This window comes from Alkalicoccobacillus murimartini, from assembly GCF_030813245.1.
Lineage (GTDB): Bacteria > Bacillota > Bacilli > Bacillales > Bacillaceae_D > Alkalicoccobacillus > Alkalicoccobacillus murimartini.
In genome coordinates this window covers 68,601-86,449 of record NZ_JAUSUA010000001.1, presented here as the reverse complement: position 1 = coordinate 86,449, position 17,849 = coordinate 68,601, and the positions used below count along the sequence as shown (strand labels likewise).

The window sequence follows — 17,849 nt, the reverse complement described above, 5'->3', positions numbered from 1 at the left end:
CTCTTAATTGTCTACACGACTATAACATGTTCTGATACAGAATTCACGAAAAGTCCCCTGTAATCCTTACAAAAAACTTAAAAACCATTAATCAGTAAGACAAAAAAACCTTGAAACAAACCAACAATTCCTCCGATTAATGCACCCAGATAGGTGATGAGCTTTAGCTCTTTTGCAGCAACAGACATCACTAAGTCCTCTAAATGTTTAATGGAGAACGATTGAACCTGTTCACTAATAATCTGTTCAATATGGAAAGCCTCTAATAGTCTCCCAATTCGCTTCGCCGCAACTTCTACAATGAATTGAACGGCATTTGGAATCCAAGTTGTAAACATTCGATCCTCATATGACTGTACCCAACTAGTAAGTGGTGCATCCATTGACCTTAACACAGGTGCCTTGTCTTTGACCAACTGGCTGAGAAAGTGGGTCACCTTCTCCTGATTAATGAATCGCTTAATTTGGTGAAAAGGCATGTCCTTGCCTTTCACCCACTCTTTTTCAATCAATTCACTTAACAATTGGTTCGTACGATCATTTCTTAAAAATCGAAGAATCTCAGGCTGTACCTTGTCTACCAACCGTTCATTCCCCATAAACATCTGAATCATACTACCTAATTTACCCTTATGATCAAGAAATTCTTCAATCATTCCACTAAGCTTCTCTTTTCCTTCTGCGCTTTCAAAATACTCAACAGCCTTATCCAATACTCCTTGCGAAAGGTCAGGGATATAAGTTTCGATACGTTCAGACAGTGGCAACGGAAGAATCTCTCCTACTGTTTTGTGTTCATTTGCTTCTATAAATCGTTCAATTCCTGATTTGATGATTGAGTTCGTACGATGATGCAAAGATTGCTGTAGATTTGAGATACCAAAGTTCTCTTCTACAAAATCATTTAGTGTTTGCTCACTTTGCATTACTTTTTTGACTTCCTCTTCCATCCAAGACGTTACACCTGAAGCAAAACTTGATTGTTTGATCTGCTTCTCAAGTCCTTCTGCTGTTAGTAAATACGTACCAACCATATTACCAAGCTGGACTGCAATTTCTTTATGGCGCTTTGGAATTAAACCAGGTGTAAAAGGTAACCGCCAGCTTCCTATATAATAAGCTCGATATGGCTTAAATAACATTCGAATCGCTAGTGCGTTGGTTAGACCACCAAGAGCCGCTCCAACCACGACCATAAAAACAACTAACAACCATGGGTCCACTGCTAAACACTCCTTCTGTAGGCCAAGAAAAGTTTGACTTACCTAGTATAATCGATTTTTACCGCTTAGGAAAATACTTGTGTTTGTGCTCAACTGAATATCAAAAAATAACATCAGGGATACTATGAAGATAAAGACAGAAAGGAGGTACAGGATGAAACGCTCACAAGCTAAAACTAAAACAGAATCTGATCAAGGAAAAGAAAAATACTTTATGGATGTTGACCGCATGATTAACGAAGGACTTGGTGGTGGAAAGATAGCTGGACATCATGCTGGTCGTATTGAAGAAAGCCGTCCACTCGAACAAGAGGATCCACCAGCAAAACATGAATAGCTCTTTTCTAACGTTTCTGGAAAGGATATACTAGATATATTCTAAAAGCCGTGAGGAGCGCTACCAACATGATAACGCAATCACTAAAACGGCAATTTGGACAAGCCGTTACAACAAATTCAAATGAGTACCACCAGACTAATGTTCTTTGGTTACAGGATGAGCAATCCAAACCAATTGGCTTCTATAAAGATCAACTTACCTCGCGAGAGCAGCAGTTACTAACGCTGCTCTTACCAGCATGGAAACCGTTTCCTGAAGCGATTACAGTATCTGAGAAGCGCTGGAAAGATTGGCTCTTTTTAGAGTCGACTAAACACTTAGAAGTGCCTACAACGGAGCCTGTTCGATTTATTCATTTCTCCCTCGGAGAAAGTGTGGATACATACGCTGACTTTCATGAGGTCTGGCAGAATCAGCTTGTGAACTTACATTCAATATTATGGATGGATTCATTACACGGAGTAGTTATTGATACAGGACAAGATGAAGTAAATGGCTTCAGAAGCTTTGTCCAAGCAATTGCGACGGATTTTTATATTGATCTTTCCTTACTTATTGGATCGACTGTCAATATAAACGAGGCAAGATCTAGATTTAAATGGGAACAAGCTTGTTTTAAAGCCGCCCTACCACACGTGAATGCCCAACATATTTTCAAAGAGCATGAAGCAGTGCCCTACTACCTTACTCAATTTATCCCTACATCAGAGCGTGCTTATATTAGTTCAAACGTTTTAACAGATGATGTATTATCTGATCACGATATGATCAAAAGTATATCTGCTTATTTACATCACCATCTGAACTTGTCATCCGCTGCCAAAAGTCTACATATGCATCGAAATAGTCTACAATATCGGATTGATAAGTTTATTGAACGAACGGGAATTGATATTAAACAGTTCCAGCATGCAGCATTTATGCATTTTATCCTACTACTCCAAGATAAATCATAGTGACTGTGCACCTTGCCTAGAAATTGTCCAGATCTTTGTGCACCTTCCCTATAGTTCATCTAAATGAAAAGGCTTACAATTCATTTATACTTACTTACTTGGAGGGATACAAAATGGCAGACATTAGCTTAGAAAGTATCTATAAAATTTATGATGGTGACGTAACAGCCGTATCTGATTTTAACTTATCTATAGAAGATAAAGAATTTATTGTATTTGTAGGACCGTCTGGTTGCGGGAAATCTACAACACTTCGTATGATTGCTGGACTTGAAGATATCTCAAAAGGAGATCTTCACATCGGTGAAAAACGTATGAATGACATCGCTCCTAAAGATCGTGATATCGCGATGGTATTCCAAAACTATGCCTTATATCCACATATGAACGTATACGATAACATGGCTTTTGGACTGAAACTTCGTAAGTTCAAAAAAGATGAAATTGATAAGCGTGTTAAAAATGCTGCACAAATTCTTGGACTAACAGAAATGCTTGATCGTAAACCGAAAGCAATGTCTGGTGGACAGCGTCAACGGGTTGCTCTTGGACGTGCTATTGTTCGGGATCCACAAGTATTCTTAATGGATGAGCCACTCTCTAACTTGGACGCTAAACTTCGTGTACAGATGAGAGCTGAGATCACTAAACTTCATAAGCGTCTTCAAACAACGACTATTTATGTAACGCATGATCAAACAGAAGCAATGACCATGGCGACACGAATTGTTATTATGAAGGATGGTTTCATCCAACAAGTAGGGTCTCCAAAAGAAGTATATGATAACCCTGAAAACGTATTTGTTGGCGGATTTATCGGATCTCCTTCTATGAACTTCTTGTCTGGTCGTCTTGATGGAGATAACTTCATTATTGGTGATGTTTCACTTAAGGTTCCTGAAGGCAAATTAAAAACACTACGCGACAAAGGATATGCTGATAAAGATATCATTCTAGGTGTGCGTCCTGAAGATGTACATGATGAGCTATTGTTCATTCAATCTTCACCAGACACGAAATTAAAAGCAGTGATCGACGTAGCTGAGCTTACAGGTGCTGAGACAGTCCTTTACTCTAGTGTCAATGGCCAAGAATTAGTTGCACGTGTTGATTCACGTACAGACATTACTTCTGGTGAGTCACTTGATCTTTCACTTGATTTAAACAAATGTCATTTCTTCGATGCAGATAATGAGCAACGTATTCGTTAATCTTCTCAACCGTTCCGTATTCGGGACGGTTTTTTTTTGATAAAAGAAAGGGAATGGCGATTACGCCATTCCCTTAAAGTCATTATTATTTTTGGTATCCACCAAGTTGTTGCTCAGCAGCTTGTACTAAACGTTTCGTGATTTCTCCTCCAACTGAACCGTTAGCGCGAGCAGTTGAGTCTGGTCCAAGAGTTACTCCAAATTCAGAAGCAATCTCATATTTCATTTGATCTAATGCTTGTTGTACGCCTGGTACTACAAGTTGATTTGAACTGTTTGCCATGTCTTTCACCCCCTTAACTAATCATAGTGTAGGTTTTTTTATGAATAACTATGTATCAGATAAATTGGTAATAGTTAGTTATATTTTTAATGAATGATTTTCTTATACACGGGGTTAGAACTCATGCTACACTTACATTTAAATGAAACCAAATACATATTTAGCACGTACATAAACTATTGTGCTCAGATGAAAGGATGATTTGGATGGGATTTTTGATTGCTGGAGGTATCATTTTAATTGTTGGGGTTTTTTGGATCGTTATGTACAACGGGCTTGTGAAATTAAGAGGATGGAAAGAAGAAGCTTGGTCTCAAATTGACGTGCAGTTAAAACGCCGCTTTGATATGATTCCGAACTTAGTTAGTACAGCAAAGAAATATATGGAGTATGAAAAGTCCACTCTATCTGACATTGTAGAAAAACGTAATCAAATTACCTCTCCTGATTTAAGTAGGGAAGAACAGGTTCAGGCTGATAACCAGCTAAGTGGTGCACTTAGACAATTCTTCTCTCTTACTGAAGCGTATCCTGACCTTAAAGCTAACGAAAGCTTTAACAAACTACATGAAGACCTTGTTTCCACTGAAAATAAAGTGGCTTATTCCAAACAGCTTTATAACAAATCCGTGATGCAGTATAACAATAAAGTCGAGTCATTTCCGAGCAACCTTATTGCATCGGTGCATAACTTCCGTAAGCATAGCTATTTAGAAGCATCAGCAGAAGAACGGCAAACTGTACGAGTTGATTTTGATAAATAGTGAAATGAGGAGAATCTATGCACTTATACCAACAGATTAGCCGTAACAAACGCCAGACTGTATATATCGTCGCTGGATTTATTCTCTTTATACTTGCTGTTGGCGCGGCTATTACCTATATGTTTATTGGAGATTATATAAGTGGCATCATTTTAGCTGTATTGTTCGGTGGTGGATATACACTCATCATGCTTATGAGCAGTACAAATGTTGTCATGAAAATGAATCACGCGCAAGAAATTCGAAGCTCTGATGATCATGCCTACTTGTGGAATACAGTGGACAGCCTTTCAATGGTTGCTCAGATTCCACAACCGCGTATATTTATTATTCGTGATGCGAGTCCCAATGCTTTTGCAACCGGAACCTCTCCTAAAAAGGCAGCTGTAGCCGTTACAACTGGTCTCTTGGATCAATTAAACAGAGAAGAATTAGAGGGTGTGCTTGCCCATGAAATTGCACACGTTCGCAATTATGACGTAAGGTTGGCTACCATTGCTGTAGCTCTTGTCTCTGCTATCGCTATCTTAAGTGATATCGGTGCAAGAAGTATGAGATATGGTACAAGAGGTAGAGGGAACAGTAACAATAAGCAAAACGGAATTATTTTAATCTTATCGCTTGTTCTTATCCTATTATCTCCTTTTATTGCCACACTCATTAGGCTCGCTATATCAAGGAATCGTGAGTTCCTTGCAGATGCAACAGCCGCAGAGTTAACTAGAAATCCTTATGCGTTAGCTAATGCGCTCAAGAAAATTACGAACTCGAATGTACCAGTCAAAGAAGCATCCGAAACTTCCGCATCCCTTTATTTTGCGGACCCGTTGAAGAAAAAAGCAGCTGGTTTATTTTCTACTCATCCGCAGCCTGGTGAGCGAATTAAACGATTAGAATCAATGTAAATGTAAAAAGCTGACCCTAACGAACTAGGGTCAGCTTTTTTATTAGATAACGGTTTTAACCATATCATCTGTATTTGAAAACACGTCGGCGATTAATTTCATCCCTCGTTTTATCTCTTCATCTGTAGCGTGAGTGAAATTAAGACGCATCGTATTATGCTTAGGAACACCTGCATAAAAAGGTGCACCAGGTACATAAGCTACTCCTTTTTTCACAGCTTCTGTCAGCATGGAAGTTGTATTGATTCGTTCATCCAATTCAATCCAGAGAAACATCCCGCCTTTAGGTTCAACAAATTGAACATTCGGGAGATTTGATTCACGCAAGCAGTCCATCATTACGTTTCGTCTTCTTCGATATAAGTCAGTGACTCCTTTAATATGTCCATCAAAATCAAAGTGAGTACAAAGCTGATAAATAGCTTGTTGTGATAAAGAATTTGAATGCAGATCATTTGCTTGCTTAGCCTGTGCCATCATTCGAATGACTTGATAAGGACCTACAATCCACCCTGTACGTAACGCTGGCACGGCTGTCTTAGAAAATGTACTTGTATACATGACCCGTGTACCATCATCCAAAGCAGCCATTGGTGTATACGTCTCATTCGAATTAAATTGTATATCACCATAGGGATCATCCTCTAAAATTAAGCAGTTATACTTATGAGCCATACGCACAAGCATCTTACGACGTTCTAATGACCAAACTTTTCCTGCTGGGTTGGAGAATGTTGGAACAACATAGATACATTTAGGTCGCAATGTACGAAGCTTAGCCTCCAAATCCTCTAGAATCATCCCTTCGTCATCAGAGTCCACTGCCACAATATCAGCTTCATATGATTGAAATACCTGCAGTGCGGCCAAGTAGGTTGGATCCTCTGTTAACACAATATCACCTGGACTAAACATGACCCTTGAAAATAAATCAATCGCCTGTTGTGAACCTGTTGTTAAGAGCACATCATCTGGCGTAAAGCCTGATATCTCCTTCCTAGTCATTCGTTCAACTACAAGCTCACGTAAAGGTCTATACCCTTCTGTCTCAATATATTGTAGTGCTTTTGTTCCTGTTGCAAAGGCTCTTGAGAATGCCTGCTCAATGGCTTCTACTGGGAACAAATCATCAGCTGGTAATCCACCAGCAAATGAAATCACATCTCCGTTTCCAACCACCTTTAGAATATCTCTTACTGCTGATGACTGTAAGTGTCTTACTCTTTTTGAAAATGCGTATCTCATCCCTCAACACCTCTATATGCTCTCTCTGTCTAATCTTTTATAATAGTATTCATTTTATCTGATTTATCAGTAAAGTCAATCTTTAGTTATTTTCATTATAAAAATGAAACAATTTTCTTTTTAATACGTAGATAAAGATAACAAGCTGTCGCAGACAATTAAAGCTGTGATAAACTTATGATATTGAACCTAATTAGGAGGAGATTATATGTTTCGTTTCTTTTCACGCGTACGCACGATTGTTTCATCTGAATTAAATTCTCTATTAAATAAAGCCGAGGACCCAAGCAAGATGTTGGATCAATTCATCGCAGATATGAAACACGATATTTCTGAGGTGGAGGCTTCCGTTGCTAAACAAATTGCAAGTGAAAAGTTACTAAAGAAACAATTGGATGAATCGTTGGAGGCAGTGAGCAAGCGCGAAGAGCAAGCTATGATCGCCTTGGAATCTGGTGACGAGGATCTTGCCCGTCGAGTTCTTGAAGAAAAAAATAAACAAGAGTCTCATGCAAGTAGCCTACAGGTCTCACATTCCGAAGCAGCTAAGCTTTCCGAAGAATTAAAAGTTAAACTTCGTGAAATGAAGGATGAGCTTCGTGAGATGACAATGAAAAAGGATTCACTTAAAGCCCGTAATGAAAGTGCTCAAGCTCGTGCAAAAGTGAATCGTTCTCTTTCTGGAATGGATTCAGGTGCAAAAAGTGGCTTTGATCGAATGGAAGAAAAAGTGATGCGTAGTGAAGCTGAAGCAGAATCTTCTGAAGAGCTTAGATCTATGAACAAAACATTAGATGATGACTTAGCTGCCCTTACAAACAAAAGCTCAGTTGATTCAGAGCTTGAAGCACTAAAAGCAAAAATGAACGCTAAAAAAACATCTTCAGCTGAATAATTACGATATAGGTTGGGACAAAATTGCTTTATCTATGATAAAAACCGAAACCTTATGCTCGTTTGAGCATAAGGTTTCGGTTTTTTTGTCCGATCATATAAGAGAGTAGCTATCACTCCGGACATACATTCCTCTTTCCATGGGTGGCTGGTGAGTCTCCATGTATGTCCTACGCTGGTTTTAGCTGACCTGTAATTTGATTTGTTCGCCTTTTCATACTTTTATCTTGTTTTTTTAGTTCCAATTGTACTGGCTCAGTTTTTTATAATAGTGATCTGCTCGATCTACTTCCCCAGCTTTCAAAGCGGCTAGAAATCGTTCGGAATCCTCTGTGGCTGGATTGCTTGACTCTAACAATACTAGGTCACTCTGACGAATAAGCTCTTTAAGCTTTGTTAACCGTTGTACTGTATCCTGTCTTGCCTCTTTGAGACGTTCAAGCTCTTCCATGCCTGACACAAAATCTAGCTGTCCTATTTGTTCTGTTATTTCTTCAAACTGTTTTTTTAGATACTTCGACTTCTGGGTTATATTCGTTAGCGGATACCCTGTTTTCTCCTGCAAAGAAACGATGTCTGATTCTATTTTCTGGATATGTTTCTTCTCGTCACTTTGAATGGAAGATACCTTTTGATCTTCTCCTTCTAACTCTTCAAGTTCTTTCTTAAATTGATTCAGCTTCTCAAATTCATCGTCTAATTGAGCTGTTGCTCGAGGCAATACGGCTAAAATTGAACCGTACGAAGCTCTTGTGACACGTAGTCCATCCAAATTCTGTTGCGCTTCCTTGGCAGCATGTAAAATAGATAGAAACCCTTCACTTATCTCTTCGTAGCGTTCTCGCGTTTTTCCCCGTGTTAGTTTGATCCGATCCGATGAATCATGATAAGGCTGTAACACAGCCGCTAACAACTGGTCATGCTTTTTTGAAACTTCCTCTACTTCTTCTTCTAAATGCTGATTTCTTTTTTTCTGAAGGGTGTTTTTTACGATAAAAACAATAAGTCCAGCAATAACTAATGTTACTGCGATTTGTAAAAATGTGACTAGCATAGTAGATCAACCCTTCCTTTTATCTATAACAAAATCCAGTATTTAAAATGAATGTTCTTTTTTATTATAGCAAGCTTTTCTTATTGTACTATACTTATACGTTCCAGTGTCATTTACGTTTCACAATAAAAAACACGCTTCAATAAATGAAGCGCGTTAATAGAACGTGTTACTTTTCGTTAGCTGCATACTGCGATCTGACTAATTCGTAATACTTTCCTTTTGACTCAATTAACTGCTGATGTGTTCCTTGCTCTAAAACGTTTCCTTGTTCGAGAACAATAATTTGATCTGAGTCACGGATCGTTGATAAGCGGTGAGCGATCATGATAGCCGTACGATTATGCAGAAGTCGTTTAAGACCATCTTGAATGATAAGCTCTGTTTCGGTGTCTATACTTGCTGTTGCTTCATCAAGAATTAAAATACGTGGATCTGCTAGCAAAGCACGGGCAAAGGAAAGCAGCTGTCTTTCACCAACAGATAAGACATTTCCTTGCTCCTCAACTTCTGTATGATAGCCTTTTTCTAACTTTGTAATAAAACTATCTGCACCAATTGCCTTAGAAGCTTCTATTACTTGCTCATCCGTTGCACGAACATTCCCGAACCGAATGTTCTCCATGATGGTTCCAGCAAAGATAAATGTATCTTGAAGCACATAACTAACATTAGTCCTGAGTTCATTTAGCTTAAGGTCTCGCAAATCATGCCCATCAAGTAAAACTCTACCTTTAGTTGGATCATAGAATCGACTCATTAAATTTACGATGGTTGATTTACCAGAGCCAGTATGTCCTACAAGTGCGATCGTTTTTCCAGCTTCAAACGTTAGGTTAATATCATTCAAAGCTTTTCTTGATGAATCATAGGCAAACTCCACATGTTCAAAAACAAGCTTACCTTTTACATCTGTTAACGTTTTTGCATCTGATTTCTCAGGTACTGATGGTTTCTCATCAAGGAATTCAAAGATACGCTCTGAAGAGGCCATTCCCACGAGTAATTGATTGTATACTTGCCCTAATCGAGATATCGGTTCCCAGAACATGCCTAGATAAAAGGCAAAGGAAACAAAAACACCAATCGTAATATTCGGGTCATTTCCTTGAATTAGATGCGCACCATACCAAATTAAGATAGCTCCACCAAGTGCACTCGCCATTTCTACAAATGGTCTAAACATCGCATTCATCCGTGATGCCTGTCTCCAACTTTCGTAGTTATCGGTGTTCACTGAATCAAAGAAGTTCATGTTTTCTTTTTCCTGCGCGTAAGCTTGTGTCACACGAATCCCCTGGATGCTCTCATTCAAATGTGAGTTCAATCGTGACTGTCTGATCCGCACTACTTGCCATGCACGGCGAATCTTCCTACGAAGTTTAGTAGAGATAAAGAACATAATTGGCAGAACAATTAATATTGCAAGTGCCAATTGAGGACTTAAGCTAAAGAGAATAATGACGATCCCTACTAGCATGACCAAATCCATCAATAAATTAACAACACCATTGGTGAATAGATCCTGTAAGGAGTTTATGTCATTAATAACTCGAACTAATATTGAACCTGCTGATCGTTTATCAAAAAAACGATGAGATAATCTCTGAATATGTTTAAATAAATCCGAACGAATATCATAAATAATATGCTGCCCCAGTTCGTTCATCCAGCGTATTCGAAAATAGTTTGAGATGTAAGACAAGATATACATCCCAAACACAATGGCTGCCAGCATAAACATAAACGATACATCATTGCTCGATATTCCATAGTCTAGTGCGTACACTCCAATAAAAATAGGAATAGCCAATCTTACAAGTGTGGAAATTAACATCGCAAGAATTGTTTTTGGAAGCAACGTTTTGGCATAAGGCTTCATATATCCAAATAGCCTAGTCATCTGCATCCAGTTAAATGGTTTTTCGATGATTTGCTCTACTGGATAATGAAATCGTGATTTTTTTCTAGTCTGTTCCATTATTTATCCCTCCTTATGCCCGTTGCAACACATGTTGTTGGTCTTGGTTTTGAATATCATAAATCCTTCGATAGATTCCATCTTTTTCACGAAGTAATTCTTCATGCGTGCCACGTTCTGTCACTTCACCATCATCTAATACTAAAATCTCATCTGAATGCTTCACCGATGAAATACGATGAGCAATGATAAATGTAGTGCGGCCTCTCATCACTTCTTTAAATGCTTTCTGAATCTTTACTTCAGTCTGCATATCTACAGCACTTGTTGCATCATCAAGAATGAGGATACTTGGATCCATAATGATGGCACGGGCAATTGCAATTCGTTGCTTCTGTCCACCGGATAAACCAAGCCCACGTTCACCTAGAACTGTCTCATAACCATTTGGAAGAGCTTCAATAAACTCGTGTGCGTCTGCTCGTTTGGCAGCGTCTATGATCTCCTCCATTGATGCATCTGGGTTCCCGTATGATAAATTATCACGAATGGTAGACGAGAAAAGAAATGTCTGTTGCAGAACCACCCCAATATTTCTGCGTAATTCTTTTAATGTATACTGTTCAAGTGGTCTGCCATCGATCAAAATGTCACCAGATTGTCGTTCATAAAAACGAAGCATAAGCTGAATTAACGTTGATTTCCCTGAGCCAGTCGCTCCAACTAATCCAATTGTTTTTCCCTGACCTGCTTCAAACGTAATGTTTTTGACAGCAGGTTTGTTTTTAGAATCATATTGAGAGGTAACGTTTTGAAAGCTTACTTCACCTACAAGACGTTTTGTCTGCTCAACTGCTGATCCATCTGGTCGTTCTTCTTCATCAAGTACCTCGAGCAATCGCTCACCAGAAGCTTTTGATTGTGAGAACGTATTGATGATAAAACCTAACCCCATAATTGGACCAGTAATGTAAGCAACTAAGCTAAAAAAGGCGACCAATTCTCCTGGAGTCAGAGATCCATTAATCGTTAGATATCCTCCAAAAGCAAGGAGAATAACTGCTGATAAATTACCTACAAGCTCCATCAAAGGAAAGTATGTTCCCCATATTTTAGCTACATGAAGATGCTTACTGCGATAATCTTCATTTTTCCCCGAGAAACGAGCGATTTCCTCATCTTCTTGCGAGAGAGCCTTAACGGTTTGCATTCCACTAACATTTTCTTGTACCTTTGTATTCAATTGAGCTAAAGATTTACGAATTCCTCTAAAAGCAGGGTGAACACGCTTGTCAAACCGAATAACCACCAATACAAGCAAGGGGATCATCGCCATTGTGGCAAGGGCTAAAGGAATGGAGTAGAAAAACATAACTGCCATACTAAAACCAATTAACAGCACTAGGTTGACAAGCTGAGCACAGCCAAAGGATAAGAAGAATCGAAATGCTTCAACATCAGCGGTTAAACGCGACATCAAATCTCCTGTTTTCGCGTTATCATAATAGCGGAAGGGAAGGAATTGAAGTTTCTCGTACAAAGAGTTGCGAAGTCGATACACGGCTTTTACACCAAACATATCTCCTAAATATTGATGAATATATACGGCTCCTCCTTTAAGCATCATGATGCCAATAAAGCCAAGCGCCAGAAAAGGAATTAGTTCATACTGACCACCAATCACTGCTGTGTCGATGGTATATTGCAGAATAATAGGGTATAACACCGTAAGTCCTGTTACTACAGCTAATGATATTAACGACCAGATAAACATCGCCTTATCTGGCAGATAAAATCTCGCAAGCCTTTTAAACGTATCCATGTAATCACCCACCTCTGATCAATCGCTCTCCAAATTATTTAGAGCCACGAAGAATAAAATAGCAAGGTTAATATTACCTTGATCCCTCCGAACAGTCAATTCTTTTTCACTGATTTTTTTATATTTCTGACTTTTTTAAAATAGCGCTTTCATTCTATGTTTACTGCATTCAAATTATGCAGTTTTCTTTGAAATACAAAAACGACCTCCTAAGGTCGTCATGTCCTAACAACTATCCATTATACTCGTTTGTTGTCCCATCTACATACGTAATAGTGAGATCAAGCACATCATAAACACCATTAAATTCAAATACATATCTCATTTGTTGAATGGCTTCTTCAGTGAGTGTTGACTTGTCAATTGTCAGTTGTTCAATCTTACTTGAAAGCTGGTCCTCATGAATTTCTGGCGATGAAAGTAAGTCATTATGATACACCCACTGCTCTTGATCCCCTTGCACATAATGAACTCTCACTTCCTCTCCATTGTCATAGACAACTTGCAAAGTTAGCTCTTGAACTAGATCTTCTGTCTCAGGTATAGATTGTACCTTTGCAGGTGAAGGACTTGATTGCATTTGATTTTGATTAGATGGTCCCTCTCCTTGACAACTTGTAAGGATTAGCAAAATCGTAAGGCCATACACAAAACGCCACATACTTGTTATCTCCTTTATGAGTAGATACACGTAGTATGTCCAGATAATTATGGTTGTACAAACGAAAAAAAAGACCCGCCTTTATAAAAGGGTGGGTCACAGAAATAGTCATCTAGAGATAAGCTCACGTGAGCCGCTCCAGGAGAAACACCCGCTACTGTTCGGATCAAACAAATGACGAAGAGACGTTTTTTTATGCTTGTATGAGAAATCCTAACTACATATCAATTCTTTTTCAGTGGGCTCAAATGCAAGATTAAATATATTTTCTATGCATTTTTTTCCCATCATAAAAAAAACAAATGGCTTTATCATTTACCTTTGATTCTATATGAACAGGTCTACCCCATAATTGATTAAGGTAAGGCATAACCTTTTCTAGATACGTTACATCAAGCTCTGTTTCTTCAAAGCTATGAGTAATGTATAGCTCACCATTTTTTAAATAATCTCCATCCGTCACACTTAAGTATGGGAATCCGCCATTGACTCTCGACGAGGCCAGCTGATCTCGTACGCCTTCCCATTGTTTATCAATGACTTTATATTCGCTTCCTTGTTTCTGGAATAAATACATATCCTCACGCATGACCAAATCTTTAGTTAAATAATTTCGAATAAAAGAGATGTCCGATTCAATTTCACGCACTTCATACATTTTTTCACGCCCGCTGCCTGGTTTAATTCCTTGGCGTCTCTGCATTTCCTCAGTAGGGTTGTCATATTCTTGCTCAATATTTTCAAAAATCTTTAATCCCAGATAATAAGGGTTTATTGATGTTTTTGAAGGTTGAACCACACCGGCATTTAATTTGGCAAATTCAATCGTCTCATCTGTTGTTAAATCCATCTCGCGCAGAATACGCGCATGCCAATAGGAAGCCCAGCCTTCATTCATTATTTTTGTTTCTAACTGAGGCCAGAAATAGAGCATTTCTTCCCTCATCATCGTTAAGATATCTCGTTGCCAATCCTCCAGCTCACGGCTGTATTCTTCAATAAATAATAGAATATCCTTTTCTGGTTGCGGTGGAAAGGCTGTCTTTTTTCTTGGGAAGGCATCAGCGTTTGGTTCACTCTTACCATCCAACGCCCATAGATCATCGTACTCTCCCTTACGCTTGCGAAGTTTCGCTTCTTTTTCATCAAGTGTCCATGATAACTTAGGCCGAAGTAAACTTGGATCGATATGCTCCTGTATGGCCAGTACAGCATCTAAAAATCTTTCGACCTCTTCCTTCCCATGTAGATGCTCGTAATGAGCAATTCGTTCAGAGGTTGCACTCATACTTTCAACCATGTCTCGTCTAGTGTTAGAGAAGCGGACATTATTTTTGAAGAAATCACAATGAGCCAGCACGTGAGCAACGATTAATTTATTCTGAATCAACGAGTTACTATCTAAAAGAAAGGCATAACATGGGTCCGAATTGATAACCAACTCATAAATTTTGCTAAGGCCTAAGTCATATTGCAATTTACTTTTGTGAAATTGCTTTCCAAATGACCAATGACTATAGCGGGTCGGCATGCCATATGCCCCAATCGTATATATAATTTCTGCCGGACAGATTTCATAACGCATTTCATAAAAATCCAATCCGAATCCTGTTGCAATTTCCGTGATTTCTGCGATGGCTCGTTTTAAGTCGTTCCAATCCTCTGCCAAGAGTGTCCTCCCCCTCATCTTTAGCTTTTCTAATTATATGAGTACACATAGAGGATTTATGAGCAAAATAAAAAAAACACGATCAGATTTTCTCTGATCGTGCTAGCTACTACATTATTTATTTTTTGTAACCGGATGGATGAGCTGAATGCCAGCTCCAAGCGTGTGTAACGATATCTTTTAATTGAGTGAATTGTGGCTCCCAGGTAAGGTCTGATTTTGCTTTTTCTGGTGAAGCAATTAATACAGCTGGGTCTCCTGCACGACGAGGTGCAATAACTGCTGGAATGTCGTGCCCTGTTACTTCACGACATACATCAATTACTTGCTTAACAGAGAAACCTTGCCCTATTCCTAGATTATAGATATTGCTAATGCCGTCTTGTTTAAGCTTTTGTACAGCTAAGAAATGCGCATCTGCTAAGTCCATGACGTGTACGTAATCACGGATACACGACCCATCCTCGGTTTGATAATCATCACCAAACACTTGAACTTGATCTCTTTGTCCTAAAGCCGTTTGCAACACAATAGGTATCAAATGAGATTCTGGATCATGATCTTCTCCAATGCGTCCCTTTGGATCTGCTCCAGCTGCATTAAAGTAACGAAGGCACACGGACTTAAGTCCATACGCTTGGTCTGACCACTTCAACATCTTTTCAATAGCAAGCTTTGTTTCTCCATAAGGATTTGTAGGTGCCGTTGGAAGTGATTCAACAATTGGCACTTGCTCTGGTTCACCATAGGTTGCAGCAGTAGATGAGAACACGATGTTTAGAACGTTGTGTTCCACCATTTTTGTCAGAAGCGAATGAGTTCCGATCACATTATTATGATAATATTTAAGCGGCTCTTTGACACTTTCTCCAACTAATGAATCGGCAGCAAAATGAATGACTGAATCAATGTTTTGCTCCGTAAACAATTTGTCTAAAAAGTCGCCATCTAGAAGATCTCCTTCATATAAAACAGCCCCTTGAAGAGCGTCACGATGCCCTTTTGATAGATTGTCTAATACAACGACGTCTTCGCCTTTATCCAATAAATGAAGCACGGTATGACTGCCAATATATCCAGCGCCACCTGTTACTAAAATAGCCATTTTAGTTCTCCTACTTTCTTAGATAAATTGATTCACATAATTCATTACGGACGTTCGAAGTGATGCTAACTTTTCTTTGCTTAGTTCTTCACTGTCAGCTGTCACACCAAAATAGAATTTGACCTTAGGCTCAGTTCCTGAAGGACGAATACAAAACCACGAACCATCTGCCAGCTTATATTTAAGTACATTAGAGGTCGGTAATGTGATCGCTTCTTTCACGTTTGATTCCAATACTGTTCTTTCACTTGACTGGTAATCTTCTACCGAAACAATGTTCACGTCATTCATATGGCTCGGAGGATCTAATCTAAATGAAGCCAAGATACTGTTTATCTTCTCCGCTCCTGCTTTTCCTTTTAACGTTAGTGATTCAAGTCCTTCACGGTAGAATCCGTACGTACTAAATACTTCTTGAAGTCCTTCATATACAGTCATTTGTCGAGTCTTGTAATAAAGAGCCAGTTCAGCTGCAAGAAGACAAGCTTGCACAGCATCTTTATCACGAACAAAATCACCAATTAAATAGCCATAGCTCTCTTCATAGCCAAATAAGAAGGTATGCTCACCGGATTCTTCGTACTCTTTAATTTTCTCACCGATAAATTTAAAGCCTGTTAACGTATCAAGTGAAGATAAACCATAATGCTCTGCAATCTTCGCCCCAATTTCAGAGGTTACAATTGTTTTTAAGACCATTCCATTTGCAGGCAATGTTCCATTCGCCTTGTGTTGGCTCAATAAATAATCGAGCAATAAGGCTCCAGTTTGGTTTCCTGTTAATACTTCATATTGGCCCTTATCGTTTTTAACAGCAAGACCTACACGATCAGCATCAGGATCTGTTGCTAAAAGAATATCTGCCTCTTCTTCTTCGCCGTATTTGATGGCTAATTCAAAGGCTGCATGCTCTTCTGGATTCGGAGATGTAACCGTTGAGAAGTTCGGATCTGGAAGTTCCTGCTCAGGAACCACAGTTATATTCGTAAATCCGGAGTCTTCTAACACACGACGCACTGGAATGTTCGCTGTCCCGTGCAAAGGAGTAAAGACAATTTTAACTGTAGGACCTTGATCACGCACAAGATCTGGCTGCACAAGAATGGTTTGAAGCTGTTCATTATAAGCGTCATCTACATCTTGTGGCACGACTTGATACATAAGTTCGCTTTTTAGTTCTATTTCATCGCCAACTTCAATCAATAATTCATTTTGGATCGCATCCACGTAGCTAACCAATTCATCTGCTGGTCCTGGTGGTAGTTGTCCGCCGTCTGGACCATACACTTTAAAACCATTGTATTCAGGAGGGTTATGACTAGCTGTAATCACAATGCCTGCGTATGCATTCAGGTGACGTACGGCAAAAGAAAGCTCAGGTGTCGGACGAAGGTCATTAAAGACATAGGCAGTAACTCCGTGTTGTCCTAATGTTAATGCTGCTTCACGCGCAAATTGTGGAGACTTATGACGTGAATCATACGCAATGACAACACCACGTTTTTTTGCCTCTTCTCCTTCTTGGGTTAAGTAATCCGCCAGCCCTTTTGCTGCACGACGAACGGTATATGTATTCATTCGGTTAGGTCCCGGGCCAATTTCTCCGCGCATACCCCCTGTTCCAAATTCAAGATTTTTATAGAAACAGTCTTCAAGTGACGTTTCATCCCCACTAAGGGCCTGAAGCTCCTCTTTCACATCTAGCTCTAATGCACTAAAGTTAGACCATTTCTCATAGCTTTGTTTCCAATCCAAAAGATCTCCTCCTAATTCATCAACAATTTCACAATATACTC

Annotated in this window: 16 protein-coding genes; 6 read left to right on the top strand and 10 right to left on the bottom strand. The window is 39.1% G+C overall.

Annotated elements, in window-relative coordinates:
- Nucleotides 1-77: 77 nt before the first annotated feature.
- Nucleotides 78-1,223, bottom strand: coding sequence for a DUF445 domain-containing protein (locus J2S05_RS00460; RefSeq protein WP_306978882.1), 1,146 nt, complete (start codon nt 1,221-1,223; stop codon nt 78-80).
- 154 nt (nt 1,224-1,377) lie between these two features.
- Here J2S05_RS00460 and J2S05_RS00455 point away from each other — a divergent pair, with 154 nt between their 5' ends.
- The 3 genes from J2S05_RS00455 to J2S05_RS00445 all read left to right on the top strand — a co-directional run bounded on the left by J2S05_RS00455 (nt 1,378) and on the right by J2S05_RS00445 (nt 3,730).
- Nucleotides 1,378-1,560, top strand: a complete 183-nt coding sequence (locus tag J2S05_RS00455; protein WP_306978880.1) for a hypothetical protein — start codon at nt 1,378-1,380, stop codon at nt 1,558-1,560.
- 68 nt (nt 1,561-1,628) lie between these two features.
- Nucleotides 1,629-2,519, top strand: coding sequence for a helix-turn-helix domain-containing protein (locus J2S05_RS00450; RefSeq protein WP_306978879.1), 891 nt, complete (start codon nt 1,629-1,631; stop codon nt 2,517-2,519).
- A gap of 113 nt (nt 2,520-2,632) precedes the next feature.
- A complete protein-coding gene (locus J2S05_RS00445) occupies nt 2,633-3,730 on the top strand; it encodes an ABC transporter ATP-binding protein (protein ID WP_306978877.1) in 1,098 nt (365 codons plus the stop codon).
- Between the two features lie 85 nt (nt 3,731-3,815).
- Here J2S05_RS00445 and J2S05_RS00440 read toward each other — a convergent pair whose 3' ends face one another.
- Nucleotides 3,816-4,013 carry an alpha/beta-type small acid-soluble spore protein gene (locus J2S05_RS00440; protein ID WP_306978875.1) on the bottom strand — a complete coding sequence of 66 codons (198 nt, stop codon included), beginning with the start codon at nt 4,011-4,013 and terminating at the stop codon, nt 3,816-3,818.
- Between the two features lie 206 nt (nt 4,014-4,219).
- Here J2S05_RS00440 and J2S05_RS00435 point away from each other — a divergent pair, with 206 nt between their 5' ends.
- Both J2S05_RS00435 and htpX read left to right on the top strand, forming a co-directional pair.
- On the top strand, nt 4,220-4,777 hold the full coding sequence (locus J2S05_RS00435; protein ID WP_306978874.1) for a LemA family protein: 558 nt from the start codon (nt 4,220-4,222) through the stop codon (nt 4,775-4,777).
- Between the two features lie 17 nt (nt 4,778-4,794).
- On the top strand, nt 4,795-5,682 hold the full coding sequence (gene htpX, locus J2S05_RS00430) for a zinc metalloprotease HtpX (protein WP_306978873.1): 888 nt from the start codon (nt 4,795-4,797) through the stop codon (nt 5,680-5,682).
- Nucleotides 5,683-5,724: 42 nt separating this feature from the next.
- Here htpX and J2S05_RS00425 read toward each other — a convergent pair whose 3' ends face one another.
- On the bottom strand, nt 5,725-6,927 hold the full coding sequence (locus J2S05_RS00425; protein ID WP_306978872.1) for an aminotransferase-like domain-containing protein: 1,203 nt from the start codon (nt 6,925-6,927) through the stop codon (nt 5,725-5,727).
- A gap of 208 nt (nt 6,928-7,135) precedes the next feature.
- Here J2S05_RS00425 and J2S05_RS00420 point away from each other — a divergent pair, with 208 nt between their 5' ends.
- A complete protein-coding gene (locus J2S05_RS00420) occupies nt 7,136-7,822 on the top strand; it encodes a PspA/IM30 family protein (protein ID WP_306978870.1) in 687 nt (228 codons plus the stop codon).
- Between the two features lie 234 nt (nt 7,823-8,056).
- Here the strand turns inward: J2S05_RS00420 and J2S05_RS00415 are convergent, their stop codons facing one another.
- The 7 genes from J2S05_RS00415 to J2S05_RS00385 form a co-directional block, all read right to left on the bottom strand.
- The gene (locus tag J2S05_RS00415) at nt 8,057-8,875 is read right to left on the bottom strand and encodes a hypothetical protein (RefSeq protein ID WP_306978868.1); all 819 of its coding nucleotides are present in this window, start codon (nt 8,873-8,875) and stop codon (nt 8,057-8,059) included.
- Between the two features lie 169 nt (nt 8,876-9,044).
- Nucleotides 9,045-10,856 carry an ABC transporter ATP-binding protein gene (locus tag J2S05_RS00410; RefSeq protein ID WP_306978865.1) on the bottom strand — a complete coding sequence of 604 codons (1,812 nt, stop codon included), beginning with the start codon at nt 10,854-10,856 and terminating at the stop codon, nt 9,045-9,047.
- 13 nt (nt 10,857-10,869) lie between these two features.
- Nucleotides 10,870-12,618, bottom strand: a complete 1,749-nt coding sequence (locus tag J2S05_RS00405) for an ABC transporter ATP-binding protein (RefSeq protein ID WP_306978863.1) — start codon at nt 12,616-12,618, stop codon at nt 10,870-10,872.
- Nucleotides 12,619-12,850: 232 nt separating this feature from the next.
- Nucleotides 12,851-13,279, bottom strand: a complete 429-nt coding sequence (locus J2S05_RS00400) for a hypothetical protein (RefSeq protein ID WP_306978862.1) — start codon at nt 13,277-13,279, stop codon at nt 12,851-12,853.
- A 256-nt stretch (nt 13,280-13,535) separates the two neighbouring features.
- Nucleotides 13,536-14,948, bottom strand: coding sequence for a SpoVR family protein (locus tag J2S05_RS00395; RefSeq protein WP_370873587.1), 1,413 nt, complete (start codon nt 14,946-14,948; stop codon nt 13,536-13,538).
- 118 nt (nt 14,949-15,066) lie between these two features.
- Nucleotides 15,067-16,053, bottom strand: a complete 987-nt coding sequence (gene galE / locus J2S05_RS00390) for a UDP-glucose 4-epimerase GalE (protein WP_306978858.1) — start codon at nt 16,051-16,053, stop codon at nt 15,067-15,069.
- An 18-nt stretch (nt 16,054-16,071) separates the two neighbouring features.
- Nucleotides 16,072-17,808 carry a phospho-sugar mutase gene (locus J2S05_RS00385; protein ID WP_306978857.1) on the bottom strand — a complete coding sequence of 579 codons (1,737 nt, stop codon included), beginning with the start codon at nt 17,806-17,808 and terminating at the stop codon, nt 16,072-16,074.
- Nucleotides 17,809-17,849: the final 41 nt, after the last annotated feature.